13 protein-coding genes, 1 pseudogene and 1 riboswitch are annotated in these 17,533 nt (G+C 37.7%); of the genes and pseudogenes, 12 read left to right on the forward strand and 2 right to left on the reverse strand.

Annotated elements, in window-relative coordinates; translation table 11 throughout:
• Positions 1 to 130: 130 nt before the first annotated feature.
• Together sufB and MHH64_RS10640 are read left to right on the forward strand one after the other, a co-directional pair.
• The gene (gene sufB / locus MHH64_RS10635) at positions 131 to 1,528 is read left to right on the forward strand and encodes a Fe-S cluster assembly protein SufB (protein ID WP_095309318.1); all 1,398 of its coding nucleotides are present in this window, start codon (positions 131 to 133) and stop codon (positions 1,526 to 1,528) included.
• Between the two features lie 423 nt (positions 1,529 to 1,951).
• A riboswitch (glycine riboswitch) is annotated at positions 1,952 to 2,053 on the forward strand.
• Positions 2,054 to 2,280: 227 nt separating this feature from the next.
• Entirely contained in the window at positions 2,281 to 3,684 is a 1,404-nt protein-coding gene (locus MHH64_RS10640) for an amino acid permease (protein ID WP_340003206.1), read from the forward strand.
• 343 nt (positions 3,685 to 4,027) lie between these two features.
• On the opposite strand, the gene MHH64_RS10645 is transcribed toward MHH64_RS10640, so the two are convergent.
• Positions 4,028 to 5,329, reverse strand: coding sequence for a S8 family peptidase (locus MHH64_RS10645; protein ID WP_340003207.1), 1,302 nt, complete (start codon positions 5,327 to 5,329; stop codon positions 4,028 to 4,030).
• 484 nt (positions 5,330 to 5,813) lie between these two features.
• On the opposite strand from MHH64_RS10645, the gene MHH64_RS10650 reads away from it, so the two are divergent.
• The 4 genes and pseudogenes from MHH64_RS10650 to MHH64_RS10665 all read left to right on the forward strand — a co-directional run bounded on the left by MHH64_RS10650 (position 5,814) and on the right by MHH64_RS10665 (position 9,570).
• On the forward strand, positions 5,814 to 6,197 hold the full coding sequence (locus MHH64_RS10650; RefSeq protein ID WP_340003208.1) for a MarR family transcriptional regulator: 384 nt from the start codon (positions 5,814 to 5,816) through the stop codon (positions 6,195 to 6,197).
• Between the two features lie 13 nt (positions 6,198 to 6,210).
• A pseudogene (locus tag MHH64_RS10655) lies at positions 6,211 to 7,409 on the forward strand (MFS transporter).
• 494 nt (positions 7,410 to 7,903) lie between these two features.
• Complete coding sequence (locus MHH64_RS10660) at positions 7,904 to 9,373, forward strand: alkaline phosphatase family protein (RefSeq protein WP_095309508.1); 1,470 nt, start codon at positions 7,904 to 7,906, stop codon at positions 9,371 to 9,373.
• 20 nt (positions 9,374 to 9,393) lie between these two features.
• Complete coding sequence (locus MHH64_RS10665) at positions 9,394 to 9,570, forward strand: hypothetical protein (RefSeq protein WP_187393130.1); 177 nt, start codon at positions 9,394 to 9,396, stop codon at positions 9,568 to 9,570.
• Between the two features lie 114 nt (positions 9,571 to 9,684).
• On the opposite strand, the gene MHH64_RS10670 is transcribed toward MHH64_RS10665, so the two are convergent.
• A complete protein-coding gene (locus tag MHH64_RS10670; protein ID WP_095309310.1) occupies positions 9,685 to 11,286 on the reverse strand; it encodes a glutathione ABC transporter substrate-binding protein in 1,602 nt (533 codons plus the stop codon).
• A 194-nt stretch (positions 11,287 to 11,480) separates the two neighbouring features.
• Between MHH64_RS10670 and MHH64_RS10675 the strand changes: the two genes are divergently transcribed.
• The 6 genes from MHH64_RS10675 to yunB all read left to right on the forward strand — a co-directional run bounded on the left by MHH64_RS10675 (position 11,481) and on the right by yunB (position 17,457).
• Positions 11,481 to 12,602, forward strand: coding sequence for an amidohydrolase (locus MHH64_RS10675; protein WP_095309308.1), 1,122 nt, complete (start codon positions 11,481 to 11,483; stop codon positions 12,600 to 12,602).
• 244 nt (positions 12,603 to 12,846) lie between these two features.
• On the forward strand, positions 12,847 to 13,782 hold the full coding sequence (locus tag MHH64_RS10680; RefSeq protein WP_340003209.1) for a DMT family transporter: 936 nt from the start codon (positions 12,847 to 12,849) through the stop codon (positions 13,780 to 13,782).
• Positions 13,783 to 13,948: 166 nt separating this feature from the next.
• On the forward strand, positions 13,949 to 14,770 hold the full coding sequence (locus MHH64_RS10685; RefSeq protein ID WP_303447922.1) for a sulfite exporter TauE/SafE family protein: 822 nt from the start codon (positions 13,949 to 13,951) through the stop codon (positions 14,768 to 14,770).
• Between the two features lie 12 nt (positions 14,771 to 14,782).
• The gene (locus MHH64_RS10690; protein WP_303447921.1) at positions 14,783 to 16,189 is read left to right on the forward strand and encodes a bifunctional UDP-sugar hydrolase/5'-nucleotidase; all 1,407 of its coding nucleotides are present in this window, start codon (positions 14,783 to 14,785) and stop codon (positions 16,187 to 16,189) included.
• A 75-nt stretch (positions 16,190 to 16,264) separates the two neighbouring features.
• Positions 16,265 to 16,573: a DUF1805 domain-containing protein gene (locus MHH64_RS10695; protein ID WP_095309296.1), complete on the forward strand. Its 309-nt coding sequence runs from the start codon at positions 16,265 to 16,267 to the stop codon at positions 16,571 to 16,573.
• A gap of 107 nt (positions 16,574 to 16,680) precedes the next feature.
• The gene (gene yunB, locus MHH64_RS10700; protein ID WP_240033736.1) at positions 16,681 to 17,457 is read left to right on the forward strand and encodes a sporulation protein YunB; all 777 of its coding nucleotides are present in this window, start codon (positions 16,681 to 16,683) and stop codon (positions 17,455 to 17,457) included.
• Positions 17,458 to 17,533 lie beyond the last annotated feature (76 nt).

The following is a 17,533-nucleotide window of genomic DNA, read 5'->3' on the forward strand; positions in this document are numbered from 1 at the left end:
TGGTCGTCGTGTTTCCTTTATCTCCTACGTAGGAATGTTCGAAGTCGAACCACCCCAAAGTACCGGGCGCAGTCCGTACGTCGCTAACCGGGCGATTCCGCTTTAGATAATACAATGAGGAGGTTATATAATGGCTAAAAAAATGCCTGAAATGGAAGAATATAAATATGGATTTCATGATAAAGACGTCTCTGTTTTCCGAACGGAAAGAGGATTAACACGTAAAGTCGTTGAAGAAATCTCTAAAATGAAAGAAGAGCCGCAGTGGATGCTTGACTACCGCTTGAAGGCATTAGAGCATTTTTACGAGCGCCCAATGCCGCAATGGGGCGGAGATCTTTCAGAACTTGATTTTGATGAGATCGTTTATTACGTTAAACCATCTGAAAAGCAAGGTAGAACATGGGATGAGGTACCTGCTGAAATCAAAGAAACATTTGATAAGCTTGGTATTCCAGAAGCAGAACAAAAATATTTAGCTGGTGTATCTGCACAGTACGAATCAGAGGTTGTTTATCATAGCTTGAAAGAAGATCTTCAAGAAATGGGTATCGTATTTAAGGATACTGATACAGCGCTAAAAGAAGACGAAGAGTTATTTAAAGAATACTTTGGAAAAGTTATTCCATATTCCGATAATAAATTTGCTGCACTGAACTCAGCCGTATGGTCTGGCGGATCATTTATCTATGTTCCGAAAGGTGTTCAAACATCAACACCGTTACAAGCATATTTCCGTATTAACTCGGAAAATATGGGGCAGTTTGAAAGAACATTAATCATTGTTGATGAAGGTGCATCTGTACACTATGTTGAGGGCTGTACAGCTCCAGTCTTTACAACAAACTCACTTCATAGTGCGGTTGTTGAAATCGTTGTTAAAAAAGATGCATATTGCCGTTATACAACGATTCAAAACTGGGCAAACAACGTATACAACCTAGTTACAAAACGTGCAGTAGTTGATGCAAATGGAACGATGGAATGGATTGATGGTAACATCGGTTCGAAATTAACGATGAAATACCCTGCGATTTTATTAAAAGGCGAAGGTGCACGTGGTAACACGCTATCTATCGCTATTGCTGGTAAAGGACAATTACAGCACGCAGGTGCAAAAATGCATCACTTAGCACCAAACACGTCTTCAACAATTGTTTCAAAATCAATCTCTAAACAAGGCGGAAAGGTTTCGTACCTCGGTCTTGTACACTTTGGACGTAAAGCAGACGGTGCACGTGCAAACATCGAATGTGACACGCTAATCATGGATAACGAATCGTTCTCTGATACTATTCCATACAATGAAATTTTAAATGATAACATTTCATTGGAGCACGAAGCGAAAGTTTCTAAAGTATCTGAAGAGCAATTGTTCTACTTGATGAGTAGAGGATTAACAGAGGAAGAAGCAACAGAAATGATCGTAATGGGCTTCATCGAGCCATTTACAAAAGAACTTCCAATGGAATATGCAGTAGAGATGAACAGATTGATTAAATTCGAGATGGAAGGCTCTATTGGGTAATATAATAGGAAACCCTCGCTACAATTATAATTGTGGCGAGGGTTTTTTTATTAAATGTTACGTAATTGCCCAATTTACGCCCTACTAATCTCTGTTCTGTTATTTTTTGACTGTTTACGTAGTTAGCTAATAACATCCATTCTTCTTCTTTTCTCAACTTTTCCGCACGAATCAAATGTTAAACTCTTTACATATTTGGCAGATTCAGACGTCGTGGACCTTTTTAATATTCTTGAAGGTTTACTGAACATTTTTTTGCTTTTTCCAGTGCTGCAGCACGATAATCGTTTTGATCAGGACAAGAATTTATATCTCGGAACTGCTTTAAATTTAATGACATTGATGAGATATCAAATAATATGCTATAATAAAAATTCTATTGTTATTACAATTAAGTATATTATACAGTTACATAACTTGCGGATGATTGTATTGGGAGAGAGCGAAGTATATCGCCACCGAAGGAGCAAGTTCCAAAAAAACCATTGGAATTAATCTCTCAGGTAAAAGCACCAATACAGGACGCTACTCTGGAGAGTGCAATTTATGCCACCAAAGGGGACCTTCTATTATAGAAGGATAAACTTTCAGGTAAAAGGACAGAGAATGGAAATAATATAGCCCTTCTCTATCCTTTTTTTAAATGTGGGATTTTTCAGTTATATAATTGAAATGATGATTTTATAAAAGACTGAAGAACTAGCAACTAAATCAATTAATAATTATCAAAAAGGTTGAGAGAAGGGAATTGTATGCAAGAACAAAAATTAGATAGGGGTTTAAAAAACAGACACGTACAACTGATAGCTATTGGTGGAGCAATTGGTACGGGATTATTTCTTGGTGCAGGAAAATCAATACATTTAGCAGGGCCATCCATATTATTCGCATACTTGATTACAGGTGCTGTTCTCTTTTTAATCATGCGTGCCCTTGGAGAATTGCTGTTAAGTAATTTAAGCTATCATTCGTTTGTTGACTTTGTAAGAGATTATTTAGGTGAAATGACAGCATTTTTAACTGGCTGGACATATTGGTTCTGTTGGATTTCCATTGCAATGGCTGACTTAACAGCAGTTGGCCTCTATACCCAGTATTGGTTTCCAACGATACCACAATGGATGCCAGGATTAATCGCGCTTGTTATTTTATTATGTATGAACTTGGCCACTGTAAAACTGTTTGGAGAAATGGAATTCTGGTTCGCATTAATTAAAGTCATCGCAATTCTAGCCTTAATAGTTACAGGTATTGTTATGATAATAAGTGGTTTTTCCACGGATGCAGGTGGAGCGAGTTTCACGAATCTATGGAACCACGGAGGCATGTTTCCAAATGGTGTAAATGGTTTCATCCTCTCTTTTCAAATGGTCGTATTTGCGTTTGTTGGTATCGAACTTGTAGGACTTACAGCGGGAGAAACAGAAAATCCAGAGAAAGTTATACCTAAAGCGATAAATAATATTCCTATTCGAATTATCATTTTTTATATAGGTGCACTTCTTGTTATTATGAGTGTGTATCCATGGACCGCTATCAGCCCAACTGAAAGCCCATTCGTCCAAGTCTTTACGGTAGTTGGTATCGTTGGTGCTGCTGGTATCATCAATTTTGTCGTTCTAACTTCTGCTGCTTCAGCATGTAATAGTGCCATCTTCAGTACAAGCCGGATGGTATATTCACTCGCTAAAGAGAAAAATGCACCGGAAAAATTTGCCAAGCTTGATAAAAGAAAGGTTCCTTCCAATGCACTGTTCTTTTCGACTGCAGTTGTTTTAATTTCAGTCGCATTAAATTATGTAATGCCAGAAGGAGTATTCACACTCGTTACAAGTATTTCTACAGTATGCTTTATATTTATTTGGGGGATTACGGTCATCAGTCATTTGAAATACCGTAAAACAAGACCTGATCTGGCAAAAGTGAATAAATTTAAGATGCCATTTTATCCATTTGCAAATTATTTAATCCTTGCCTTCCTGACATTTGTTCTTGTTGTGCTTGCAATTGCAGAAGATACACGTGTTTCGTTGATGATAACGCCCGTTTGGTTTATCGCGCTAATTGTGATTTATAAGGCACGCAAAAGAATCGTGCCCCATAAAGATAAGAAAAATGAGGAAGGATTAGTGGCGGATAAGGTTGAACGGGGATAATAATCTATATGTGGCAGCCGGGCTCATGTTTTAGTCTCATTATTAAAATTATTTGGCTCGTTTCAAATGGGTTAACATTTTTGAAGAAATACCTAAATTCCCTTTATCGCCCGGCTGATTTGGTCTGTAAGAAGCTAAGGGCAGTTGATGAGCTATTTTAAGAATCAGGTGAAAGTAAAAAGTAAGTCAAATCATTCCTATCTGAAAAAGCATAGGATGATTTGGCTTACTTTTTTTGCTCTTACACCATACATATAACTCTGCCTAATAGTATCTAGAGGAGACAGAGGGTTTGAAAAAGCAAAACAGTAAAACTTATACGAGTGAAGAAAAACGTAAGCCTCTACTCGACATTTGCAAAGTCCTCAATCAGATCACTAGCATTTAAATAACCAGCACCTTGAATATGTGGGGATTGTCCCAAATCGTCGCATGCATCCAAAAGCCTTTCTTTGACTTGATCAGGCGTAAGATTTGGATCACGTTGAAGCAATTGTGCAATTACTCCTGCACATATCGGCGTAGCCATTGACGTTCCGGATAAGGACATATAGTGAGTGTCCACACGTGCTGCTTTATTGGTTTTATCAAGGAAAGATCTGGGAGCTCGTAAAGAGATAATATCGACTCCTGGTGTTAATAAATCTGGCTTAATAAGCCCATCAATCGTCGGACCTCTACTTGAAAAATCAGCTACTGAATCATCGGATCGGTCAACGGTATTATTATCATCAGCTGCTCCGACTGTAATGACCTTTGGGCTTATTCCTGGACTTGCAATGGTTTGTTCTCCGGGACCAGAGTTTCCAGCGGCTACACAGACAACCATTCCGTTATCCCAGGCTATTTCAACCGCATTTACCACAGGATCATCTTCAGCAGGTGCTACAGCATCGGAACCGAGTGAAAGGGAAAGAATATCAATATTATATTCGGATTGATGTTGGATGCACCATTCGATTCCTTCAATAACAGTTGATAATGAACCAGCTCCCATCTTATCTAGTACTTTGACACCTACTAAATTAGCTTGGGATGCTGGAGCTTGATATTGTCCATTCGATAACAAGCCATTGCCAGCCGCATCTCCAGCACAATGAGTTCCATGACCGTTGTCATCATAGGGATCAGATTTCCTATTAACAAAATCCTTAAAGCCAATAATGCGATCTTGTAAATCTTCATGTGGATGTATACCAGTATCGATTACTGCAATGGTTACGCCTTCTCCTGTTAACCCATTATCTTTTAAAACATTTGCGTTTATTGCCGGGGAAGCGGTATCTAGTAAAGTTGTCACCTTTCTGTCTAAATAGACTTTTTGGATATGGTTGCAGTTCGTGATTAAATGTTCAATATTTTTTACGGATAATTTAGCTGAACAACAGGAAATAGAAGGGTATTCGCGAAGAGAACGACACTTTGTTTCCTTTACATCGTTTACCCCAGAAGAAAAGGAATCAGGGGCAAATTTTATTACGACGGGTAATTTCTTTGTTTTTTTTCTAACACGCTCTATGGAGCTTTGCAGGAAACAAGGGATATAACGAAAAGGCCGATAAAAGTTAACCATTTCTCCCCTTATATTTTTGTCAACCTTTTTTCCATTACGTCGGACCAAGTCAATCATTGAAAAATTTAACATACACTTTCTCCTTTCTTTGATTTACGATATTCTACGTAAACTGTCAGAAAGGAGCGTGATTAAATAGTATAGAAAATAGTAAAAAAGGTAGATAACTATATGGTTATAGAGTGAATTACTATGAGGAAAGGGAAATTAGAGAAACTGTTTTCTAGTAAGAGTTGTGTTTCGTTTTTATTTATTAGGTAGAAGAGGCTGGAACATAACTAAAATACTTAATGTTAAAGACGAACGATGTACAAACTTAGCGAATTATATTTCCGGAGCGAGTTATTTGCATCAATCATGTTCGGTTTTCACTTCATAAAAATACTTTTGTCCCAGCTTCTTTTGTTCTAGCAATAGTAACTTTAGCATTGTATAGACAAATTCCTGAAATTTTGTTATCATGGATAATGGTTACCTTAGGTAACTATTATCCATGATAACCATATAGGAGGCGTTTTCCATAAAATCTGCACAGAAATTTTTCCATCAATTAATTATGTTGTATCGCCCTTTTGAAAATAGACTTAATGTCTTGTTGAATAAACATAACCTGCATCGAGCACAGTGGACCATTTTGTATTACCTGTACAATTATGGAGCTTCAACACTTGTGGAAATTTCTCATTATCAAGGTGTGGAGAAGCCTACCATCACTAGAACCTTTGCCAGTTTAGAGGAAATGAGCTATGTCGAACAGGTGGCTGGAAGAGATAAGCGCGAAAAGCGCATGCAGCTGACTAGGCAAGGAACAGCTGTTTATGAAGAAGTACGTGTGACCATTGATCAGTTTGAAAAGGAAATTCTAAAAGACATCTCAGAATCAGAATTGATTGATTTTATTCGGGTGATGGAAGAAATTAAAAATAATATTAAGAAGTGAAGTGATAGAAACGGTGAAACAAACAAAATCTCAATTATGGACGAAGAATTTTATTATTATAGCAGCAGCAAATTTTTTCTTGTATTTCGTTTTTTACTTATTATTAGTGACCATGGCTGTTTATGCAGTCGATAAATATCATGTTTCAGAGAGTGTAGCTGGTCTTATAACAGGTATATTTATCATAGGAACATTAGTAGGGCGTTTGTTTATTGGACGAATGATCTCATCTATTGGGTACAAGAAAGTATTATATTTTGGGCTTACCTTTTTTATTTTGACATCCCTTTTATACTTTATTCATGCAGGGATAGAGATACTGCTTGTAACTCGTTTATTACACGGAATCGCATTAGGGGTGGCAAGTACAGCTACAGGAACTATTATTGCTGAGTTGATTCCTAATGATCGAAAAGGTGAAGGGATTGGCTACTTCAGTATGAGTATTACGCTGGCAACAGCCATTGGACCCTTCTTTGGACTATACATGAGCTCACATACGAGCTATCAAGTGATTTTTGGCTTTTGTCTTGCATTAGCGATTATTAGTTTTATCATATCTCTGTTTGTTAAGATACCATTTGCAGGAAAACCTGCAAATGTAGCTGAAAGAAGGAAAATTAAGTTTTCCGATTTTGTGGAACCAAGAGCACTGCCGATTGCATTCATTGTAATTATCGTATCACTTGGGTATTCAAGTGTTCTTTCTTTTATTAATTTCTATGCAATCGAGATTGGTCTTGTCGAGGTGGCAAGCTTCTTTTTCGTTGTTTATGCAGTAGCTATCCTAGTATCACGTCCATTTACAGGTCGTTAATGGACTTAAAAGGTGAAAATACTGTTATGTATCCAGCTTTTATTCTGTTTGGTGCAGGATTACTGCTTCTAAGCTTTACAACGAATAGTTTTGCTTTATTAGCAGCTGGTGTTCTTATTGGCCTTGGATTCGGAAACATGCAATCCATTACCCAAGCAATAGCGGTTAAAGTGACACCGCCAGATCGGATTGGATTAGCAACATCAACTTACTATATCGCGCTTGATGCTGGTCTTGGATTCGGTCCTTATTTACTTGGCTATCTGATTCCGCTAACTGGATATAGCAGCTTATATTTCATGATGGGGCTCATGGTTTTCGTTACGATAGTACTTTATTTCTTCATGCATGGAAAAAGGAAAGAGCGGATTGGCGAAAAAGCCGATGCCATGTAAATGTCAATAAAGCATAGATATTATAGATTATAAAGAAAGCAAGTTTGTTCGTAGTTCAAGGTTGTTATACCTTATGAGATAAAATTCTACTATAGAGGGAAAATGCAAACCCTTGTCACGATAATATCTGTGGCAGGGTTATTTTTATTTGTTCCTAATTGTTGAAAGTGATATGTAGCAGTTAATATTGATGCAATATCAAATCAATTCGAATGAGCTTGTTGAGCGCATGGCTGAGTAACTTACATTCATGAAATTATAGATATTGTGCAAAATAATAAAATAGGACCCAATTATTTTGGATTGAAAACTGCTCACGTTTTGGACAACGTCTCGAATTATTTCTATAAGCTAAACACATAGTAATCATTATTTTATAGTAGATTTTTGAAGCTTCTTGCTGGTCTTTGAATAGTTGCTTAAAAGAAAATAGAACCGATTCAGAGCAAAGAGGGGGAAATTCACATATTGAATCTCGTGCGAGGATGGTAATTATGAAAAAAAACACACAATCGAAAAAACCTGTAATCTTGCTGAACATCGATTCATTGATGTCTGAACCGCTGGAATTAGCTATTCAAACAGGACGAGCACCTGCTTTACAATTTTTGATGGAAAATGGTAGTTATTTTACGAATATGGTGACTTCATTTCCAACCATGTCGGTAACAATCGACAGCAGCCTTTTGACAGGTACTTATGCTGACCAACATCATATACCTGGTTTAACTTGGTTCGATAATTCCAAAAAAGAGATTATTAACTACGGTACTGGTTTTAGGGAAACGTTTAGGTTAGGGATTCGCAGAACGGTCCATAATATGCTTTTCCGACTGAATAATGAGCATCTGAGCAGTGAAGTCACTACCATTTATGAGGAATTAGCTAAAAGGGGGATGAATTCAGCTTCCATTAATTCCTTTGTATATCGTGGAAACACCCCGCAAAAGTTGCAAACACCAAAGTTATTCAGTGCCTTGACGCGATTTAAAAATGGAAAGTGGACAACGGAAGCAGCAAATATCTTTTCTTTGGGAACCTTTTCAAAAGTACGTCCATGGGGATTCGCAACGCAAATAGCTGCTGGAAACTATAAATATACTGCTCGGGAACTTAAGTATCTTATTAGAAAGAACAAACTTCCTTCATTTACCTTCTGTATATTTCAGGACATGGATGCCCGAATTCATTTAAAGGGGCCGATGGATATTAAAGGTATCACAAAGATTGATAAGGAAATTCAAAAAATATTGGATTTGTATCCAAGCTGGAAGGAAGCAATTAATCAAAATGCATGGCTAGTGATGGGGGATAATGGTCACTCTGCAACAGGAACAAATCATCGAGAATTTGTCATTGATTTAAGAAAATGGTTAAAAAAATACCGTATCTCCCGAATAAGACGCCCAGTACATAAGAAAGATCAGATCGTTCTATGTGTAAATCAGCGGATGTCTTATCTTTATGTACTGGATGACAGTCTGCCGTTGTCTGCTATTATCGAACAGCTCAAAAACGATGAGAGGATCGATATTATAGCCTGGAAAAATGAAAGCTCCATTCATGTAGAATCTGGTATGAAAGAAGGGTCACTGAAATATCGCCCTTCCGGGAAATTTATTGATATTTATAATCAATCATGGAGTATAGAAGGGGATGCTAAGCTTCTGGATTTAAATCTGACCACTGAAAAAAGAGTCACCTATGGTAACTATCCAGATGCGTTAGCTCGGTTGTATAGTGTTTTCAACTCCCATTCGGGGCGTTTCATTGTCGTCAATGCGAAACCGGGCTGTGAGTTTAAGGCGCAATCATCACCTGTCCATCTTTCTGGTGCAGCACACGGTTCCTTGCACAAACAAGAATCTCTTGTACCACTGATAATAACAGGAACCGAGGAGGAACCAATATATCCACGTGTTGTAGATATAAAGGAATTTATAATTCGGTTGCTTCAAGATTAAGGAGAGTTCAGCTGCAAACGATGGCAGCAAAAGGAATAATTCGTCCTTCTCGAGAATTTGGTATATTTAGTGAAAGAGAAACCATACTTGGATTAAATATGGCAGATCATCGTAACCTAACTGTCCATACGTATATTGAAGCGTTGGCGTTAGAAATTTTTGCAAGCTTACCTCAGTATCAGCTCTTGCGTAAGTGAGTGGAACGAATCAAAATTAAGATAGTGTAAGTACATGTATTAAACGTGTCGGGGTTATTTATTATATGAAAGGAGGTTGCCCGAACCCTCGGACAGCCTCCAAAGCAAATAAACTTATTCCTCAATAGATACTTCTTTCAAGTTTAGCAATTTTGAAGGATACATTGTTAATCCCTTCACTTCATCACGTACACCTAATAAATAATCTTTGTGCGTTAAGTAAGCCATTGGAGCAAGATCTACAAGCATTTCTTCTGCTTGTTTATAAAGCTCTAATTGCTCAGCTTCGTCTTGTGCTTGACGAGCTTCTTCAATTAAGGTATCTAGTTCACTGTTTTCAAAGAATACCGTATTTCCAGATGCTCCAAGATTATCACTGTGGAATAATGGATAGAACGTATTATCCGCATGGGCAGTACTGTTAGACCAACCTAAAATAAACATTTCCTGTTCGCCTGCATCCAGTTTTTCGATATATGCTCCCCATTCCAACACCTCGATTTCAACCGTAATTCCAATTTCTGCAAGCTGTGATTGAATATTCGTTGCAATGTCCATACGTTCACGCGTATCGTTTGTCATAAGAGTTGTTGTAAATCCATCCTGGTATCCTGCTTCAGCAAGTAATTCTTTTGCTTTACCTTGGTCACGGGATAGTCCTTCTACATTTTCATCATAACCATAAACATTTGGTGGTAGAGGACCTTCCGCAACTTGTGCATATCCCTCGTAGATTCCATTGATTATTTGATCTTTATCAATGGCCATTGTAATTGCTTGACGGACAAGCTGGTCATTAAACGGTTCTTTCGATGTATTAAATCCAACATAATCTAATGCAAGGCTTCCTTGTTGTAGAACGGATAAATTTTCTTTAGATTCGATCTGTGATACATCTGAAGAACTTAATGGATTAGAAATGTGGGTGTCTCCTGTTTCTAATTCAGCGATACGTGTTAAATCTTCTGGTACGACTTTAAAGGTAACCGATTCGATCTTAGCTGGTTCTCCCCAATAGTCTTCGTTTTTCACTAGACGGATAAGCTGTCCAGGCTGCCATTCTTCAAATTTTAAGAAGCCAGTTCCAATTGGATTTGCATTGATAACACTACCAACAGATTCTCCTTCTCCCATAGCAGCATAATCTTCCCTGATTTGTTCTGGTGAAATCATACCTGAAACCGAATGGCTTAGGTTGGATGGTAAACCAGAGTACGGGAATTCTGTTTTGAACTGAACGGTATAATCATCCACAACGACAACTTCGTTAATCATATCAAGTAAGTATGCTGCAGGGGCAGCAACTTCTGGATCATTGATACGTTCTATGTTCGCTTTTACAGCTTCGGCATTAAATTCAGAGCCGTCATGGAAGGTAACGTCTTCACGTAGTTTAAACTCCCAGGTTGTTTCGTCAATTTGTTCCCAGCTTTCTGCAAGTCCTGGTTGAAGCTCCATATTTTGATCGTAAGATACCAATCTTTCAAAAATATTGTTTTGAACATCGAATGAAGGAACATCATTCGCACCAGCAGGATCTAGTGATATTGCATCCGAAGCGGTAGAGATGACTAATTCTTTGCCACCTGCCGTTTCATCCCCTCCGTTTGAACTAGAAGAAGATTCCTCTGGTTCACTAGCACAAGCTGTAAGTAAAATAGCTAAGAAAAGGATACTAATCAAGGATAATGAGTATTTTTTTAATGATTCAAACAATTTTGTTTGCTCCTTTCGTGTCGGAATATGTCTAAATTTGTACAAAAGATATAATAATTAATATATAATAACTTTTAGAATAAAACAATAGCTTTCTAACGGAAATTATTTAAATAGTTAGGATAAAAGCCTTATAAGCTATTTTTTATGGGGAATTTAGAATTGTACCTAATAATATAGTAGGAGTGGTATTCATGTTGGCAATAACCAATGCAATTATTTATGACGGGAAAGGAAATAGATTCGAGGATCAAGATCTTATCATTGAAAATGGCAAGTTCGCAAAGCTTGTACCTGCAAGTAAGATCCCAGATTTTTATCATGTAATCGATGCACAAGGGAAAGTACTAACCCCTGGTCTTATTGACGTTCACACCCATTTAGGGATTTCTGAAGAAGGTGTTGGGTTAGAAGGAGCTGATTATAATGAAACGAGTAGTTCCGTTACCCCTAGCTTGCGTGCTATTGATGGAATTAATCCAATGGAAATAGGTTTTGAGGATGCTAGAAAATCTGGTGTTACCACGGCCCAAATCATGCCGGGTAGTGCCAATGTTATTGGGGGAGAAATGGTAATATTAAAAACCGCTGGAAATATTGTAGATGAGATGGTCGTAAAATCTCCATCAGGTATGAAGGCTGCCTTAGGAGAAAATCCGAAACGATTTCACGGTGGAAAAGGAAGAATGCCTGTTACGAGAATGGGTGTTGCTGCACAGCTAAGGGAGAAATTAATCGAAGCACAAAATTATTTACATAACGAGGAGAAGGAACGAAAGCTAGACTTAGAGAATTTAGCGAAAGTATTGAAGAAGGAGATTCCATTACGTGTTCATGCCCATCGCGCGGATGATATTCTGACAGCATTGCGTATCAAACGTGAATTTGATATCGATATGACTATTGAACACTGTACAGAAGGACATAAAATTGCAGCGTTCATAGCTAAACATGACGTGAAAGTATCCGTTGGGCCAACGATGTCTACACGTTCGAAAGTGGAATTAAAGGATAAAGGCTGGACTACAATTAAAACGTTAATGGATGCTGGAATAGCATGCTCGTTAACTACAGATCATCCAGTTGTTGGGATTGACTATCTTGTTACAAGTGCTGTTCATGCAATTCGGAATGGGCTAAGTGAACAGGAGGCACTTCAAACAATCACATTAAATGCTGCAAAACATCTAGGTATTGAAGATCGTGTAGGATCCATTGAGCCAGGGAAGGATGCTGATTTCGTTATTTGGAGTGGGAGTCCTTTTGATTTATTGTCTAAAGCGGAACATGTATATATTGAGGGGGAAGAGGTGTGAACAAATAGTTGTTAATATTTGATTGATTTGTATTACAGATATATAAGGATAGAGCAGTATTATATGGTATCGTAGAAGATAAGAAATAGTTACCAGGTCGGGCTAACTTAGGATGCTCGACCATATTTTATAAAAATCAGCCTTTAACTATGGTTCTGAAAAACGTAATACGGTAAAAAATCATCTATAATTAGCAGTGAATTTAGATAGCTATGGTTGCAAACGTAACGAAAGAAGGGATTAAATGGGGAATTCCCTAATGTATGGGCAACTTATTTTAGTAATGGTCATGTGGGGATTTAATGTAATTGCAATTAAAGTGATTGTAGGGCAATTTTCAGCAGTGACGATCACTTCTTTTCGCATTTTCTTAGCAGCTGTTGTTGTGTATTTAATCTTATGGGCAAGAAAACAAATACGTTTACCTAAAAAACAAGAATTATCTTACATTATTCTTGTTTCCGTTACAGGGGTAGTTGGCCATCATTTCTTTCTATCGGTTGGGTTGACGCAAACGAGTGCCTCTAATTCAGGTTTGCTTTTAGGGACAGTTCCGTTATTTACTTCCATACTTGCGAGTAAAATGTTAAAAGATAAGCTTTCCTTAATGAGGATAATTGGCATTATTTTTGGTTTGTCCGGTGTTTCTTTCGTTATTCTTGTTGGGAATATAAATGGTTTGACAATGAATATCGGTGATATTTATATTTTTCTTGCAGTACTATCTCAAGCGTTAAGTTTTATCTACATAAAAAAAGCAACAGAAACGATGGGAGCGAGATTAGTTACTGCAACAACTTTATTGATAGGATCATTTTTATTATTTTGTATCAGTTTCGTTTTGGAGCCAGAAGGAATATCGAGCTTGCAGGATGGGACGTTGGTTGGGTGGTCTATTTTCCTTGCTTCCGCTATTTTTGCAACTGCACTTGGTCAATTTCTGTACAATCATGCGATTCAAAATGTAGGGCCAGGGAAAGCATCGATATTTATGAATTTACAACCTTTCTTTGCATTGCTGGGATCTTTTTTATTTCTTGGTGAACAAATTTCAGTTGCTCATTTCTTTGGCTTTATTCTAATTGTAACGGGAGTTATTTTAGGATCTGGTATAATGGATCGGTATATTTATAAGAAGACTTTGACAGGCATTAATATAAGGAAACGTTACGATGACTAAGAAAAAGTATCGTGTTGTTTGTTGCTAAGTTAGTAATTCATTTGATACACAAGGTTTACTCATTCGTACTCGTATAATGAGAAATATTTTCAACAAGATACAATGCGAGTTTCATTCATCAATATGATAAGATATAGATACAATATTACAGATGGTAGGGGTTGTTTTGGTTTTTTTAATATGTTTAACGATTGGTCTGATTACCGCATTTGTTGGATCCATTATGGGGCTTGGCGGAGGAATTATTCTTATACCAACGTTACTGTTGGTTAGCTCGTTTTTAGATAGCTTTTCCTGGGTGACTCCACAATCCATTGTTGGGATTTCTTTAATTGCAATGATTGTTACAGCACTATCCTCAACACTGTCATATGCAAAAGTGAAACGAGTTGATTATAAAACTGGACTTTTATTTCTGACGGGAAGTATTCCAGGCGGAGCAATTGGTTCATGGTTAAATCAGTTTGTTGATTCGAAGTCATTTTTATTATATTTTGGCGTATTAATGATCGTTATATCCCTTCTTTTCTTTATTAAAAGGGATCGGAATCCTAAAAAGGAATTCACTGGGGATGAAAAAGGTGTCCGTACATTTGAATTATTCGGAGAAACATATCGATATCGTGTACCGATCTTAGGAGCGTTTGTGCTATCCTTAATTGTTGGGACGTTATCCGGGCTTTTTGGAATTGGTGGTGGTTCCATTATGGTGCCGGCAATGATTCTGTTGTTCGGGTTTCCTGCACATATTGCAACCGCAACATCAATGTTTATGATTTTCTTTGTTAGCATTGTTGGTGCTAGTACACATATTGTGCTTGGACATATTGCATGGGAATATGTGTTATTCTTTATCCCAGGTGCTTGGATTGGTGGGAAGTTAGGAGCAAAGGTGAATCAGCTTCTTCCTGGAAAAGTATTGGAATGGGGATTGCGCGTCATTTTAATTTTTATTGGATTGCGTATGATTTATCAAGGATTATCCTAAGGGGTTATGTAAATGGAAGAGAAATTCTACTTTTATTATACGAATGATTTACATAGTGATTTTAAACAATGGCCACGTGTTGTGACTTATTTAAAAGAAGCACGAGCGCTACGGAATCAACGTGGTGAATCAAACTGGACAATTGATATTGGAGATCATGTAGACCGATCTCATTCTATAACAGAGGCAACAATGGGAAAAGCGAATGTCAAGCTATTAAATGATGCAGGTTATGATTATGTTACCATCGGCAATAACGAAGGGATTACAATGTCTCATCAGGATTTATACCATTTATATGATGAAGCTGCATTCGAAGTCACATGTGCGAACCTGCATAGTACTGATAACATGCAGCCACCATGGTTACGTCCGACAGTAAATATTGAGACAAAGCATGGTGTGAAAATTGGTATGATTGGTTTAACTGCGCCATTTAATGCCTTTTATGAGCTGTTAAATTGGTATGTTTCACCTGAATTTGAAGTGTTGGATAAGTATATGAAAGATCTAGAGAATTCCGTTGATATAATCATTGTCATGTCGCATCTTGGTATTACCATCGATCAAGAAATTGCAAGAAGGTATGATGCTGTAGATGCGATTATTGGTGGCCATACACATCATTTGCTTCGTAGTGGCGAATATATCAATAATGCTGTGATTACTGCAGCAGGAAAGCATTGCGCTTATATAGGTGAAGTTATTCTTACTTGGGACCATAAGCAGAAAAAATTGGTGAAAAAAGAGGCATATACAGCTGACATTACGCATTTGGAAAAAGATGCTGAAACGGAGCAGACATTACACGTGATGCTAAATGAGGCTAATAGCTTGCTTGGTGAAACCGTTGTACAGATTGACAGTCCATTGACTGTTAATTGGTATAAGGATACACCAATCATGCAGGAGCTGACGAATACAGTTAAGGAATGGACAAAAGCCGATGCTGCGATGTTGAATAACGGTCTGTTACTGGAAAGCTTACCAGTAGGGGCTATCACGTATGGAGATATTCATCGGATTTGCCCACATCCAATTAATCCTGTTGTTGTGGATCTGAAAGGAAATGAATTGATCGAAGTTGTCCGTGTATCATTAACAAAGGAATTTATGCAGCTGGCATTGAAAGGCTTTGGATTTCGTGGGAAAGTACTGGGAAGAATGATGTTTGCAGGAATCCAGGTAGAAACAGGATTTCATAAAAATGGTGAGGAGTATGTGAAACAGGTTCTGTTAGAAAATGGAGAAGAGATCGATCCAGATCGAACATACTATATCGCGACTGCCGATACCTTCACATTCGGCCGTCTATTACCGGAGGTAGCGAAATCGGATTCGAAGCAATATTTTGTCCCGGAATTTTTAAGGGATTTGCTCGCAAAAACGCTTCGTGCTAAATTTCCATATTATTCCTAAGAGGCCGCTGCTTGTGACATGTTGGCCCCTTCATGCATACACATATATGGTACATTGCGAAGGGGGCAATTCATTATGATTACGGTAAATCCACTTGAAGTAGACGGCATGATTTTTATGGCAGTACGTGTTGAGCTTCCAAAAACGAATTTGCTGACGATATCCAATGACATTGGCTATATTATGTGTGCGGCATTGGATGTAGATATTTTTAATGAAGTTCCAAAATTAATGGAGCGTAATGTTATCGCGGGGCGTGCGATGGGTGTGCGAACGATCGATGAATTATTACACGCTCCATTACAGAAGATAACAGATGCTTCAAAAGCTTATGGCTGGGAAGTTGGTATGACGGGTAAAGAAGCTTTGTTAAGAATATCATAATTAATGCAAATGTCTTCCATTAGGGAGGCATTTTTATTATGTTTATAAATTACTTAGTCTACCCCCTGTGGAACAAGCATAGGATTATTCCAGAGGGGGTTCCTGAGTTGAGACATAAAAAACGTTTTCGCAAACGAACAGCATTGCCTCCAGGGAAACATATTTTAATCATAACGATGATTATTTTTGTAGTCTGTGTATTTTTAAGTATGCAATTAATTGATAAACGAATTGAACCAGTTCTAATGCATATAGCGGAAAGAAGAGTCGATGAGTTTGCAACGCGGGCGATCAATTCAGCCGTTCGGTATGTTGAAGATTATAGTTTTGATGACATGGTAAATATTACATATGACAATGAAGGGAATTTTTCAACGTATAACTGGAACAATTCTATCATCAGTGAAATTAATCGAGTCGCAACAGACAGGGTGGAAGAATTTTTCATCAACGTTAACCGCGGTGACCCATTGGAATTTGAAGATCCGCTTACCGAACCATATGAATATAGTGATGGTGCTGAAGATATGGCGAAACAGGATCCGACATTGGTTGAGATCCCTTTAGGGCAGGTTACCGGAAATACGGTACTTGCAAACCTAGGTCCGAAAATACCGATTAATTTCGAGGTTGTAGGGAATGTTCGGACAAATGTTGTACGTGAAATTGAGGAATTTGGTATTAATGGTGCTTGGGTATCGCTTTATATTAATGTAGAGGCGGATGTGCAGATTGTCATCCCATTTACATCCGATGTAACAACAGTTAATACGGAGATATACTTGGATGGTAGTGCCATTATGGGCAAGGTTCCAGATTTCTATGGTGGTGGCAGTGATGGTCCGTCAATTGCTATACCAAAAGACGACTTGCAGAATAACTAAAAATCTAGTATAGTATGGGAGTAACTATGTGTATTCAAAAGGAGGATAAAAAGGACCGAGAAGTTCGAGGCAGCGT

The organism is Oceanobacillus sp. FSL K6-0127, from assembly GCF_037983385.1.
Lineage (GTDB): Bacteria > Bacillota > Bacilli > Bacillales > Amphibacillaceae > Oceanobacillus > Oceanobacillus profundus.

Excerpts from the sequence above, each read along its gene's own strand:
- sufB (WP_095309318.1), top strand. The coding sequence starts at position 131 with ATGGCTAAAAAAATGCCTGAAATGGAAGAATATAAATATGGATTTCAT.
- MHH64_RS10640 (WP_340003206.1), top strand. The coding sequence starts at position 2,281 with ATGCAAGAACAAAAATTAGATAGGGGTTTAAAAAACAGACACGTACAA.
- MHH64_RS10645 (WP_340003207.1), bottom strand. The coding sequence starts at position 5,329 with ATGTTAAATTTTTCAATGATTGACTTGGTCCGACGTAATGGAAAAAAG.
- MHH64_RS10650 (WP_340003208.1), top strand. The coding sequence starts at position 5,814 with ATGTTGTATCGCCCTTTTGAAAATAGACTTAATGTCTTGTTGAATAAA.
- MHH64_RS10660 (WP_095309508.1), top strand. The coding sequence starts at position 7,904 with ATGAAAAAAAACACACAATCGAAAAAACCTGTAATCTTGCTGAACATC.
- MHH64_RS10665 (WP_187393130.1), top strand. The coding sequence starts at position 9,394 with ATGGCAGCAAAAGGAATAATTCGTCCTTCTCGAGAATTTGGTATATTT.
- MHH64_RS10675 (WP_095309308.1), top strand. The coding sequence starts at position 11,481 with ATGTTGGCAATAACCAATGCAATTATTTATGACGGGAAAGGAAATAGA.
- MHH64_RS10680 (WP_340003209.1), top strand. The coding sequence starts at position 12,847 with ATGGGGAATTCCCTAATGTATGGGCAACTTATTTTAGTAATGGTCATG.
- MHH64_RS10690 (WP_303447921.1), top strand. The coding sequence starts at position 14,783 with ATGGAAGAGAAATTCTACTTTTATTATACGAATGATTTACATAGTGAT.
- MHH64_RS10695 (WP_095309296.1), top strand. The coding sequence starts at position 16,265 with ATGATTACGGTAAATCCACTTGAAGTAGACGGCATGATTTTTATGGCA.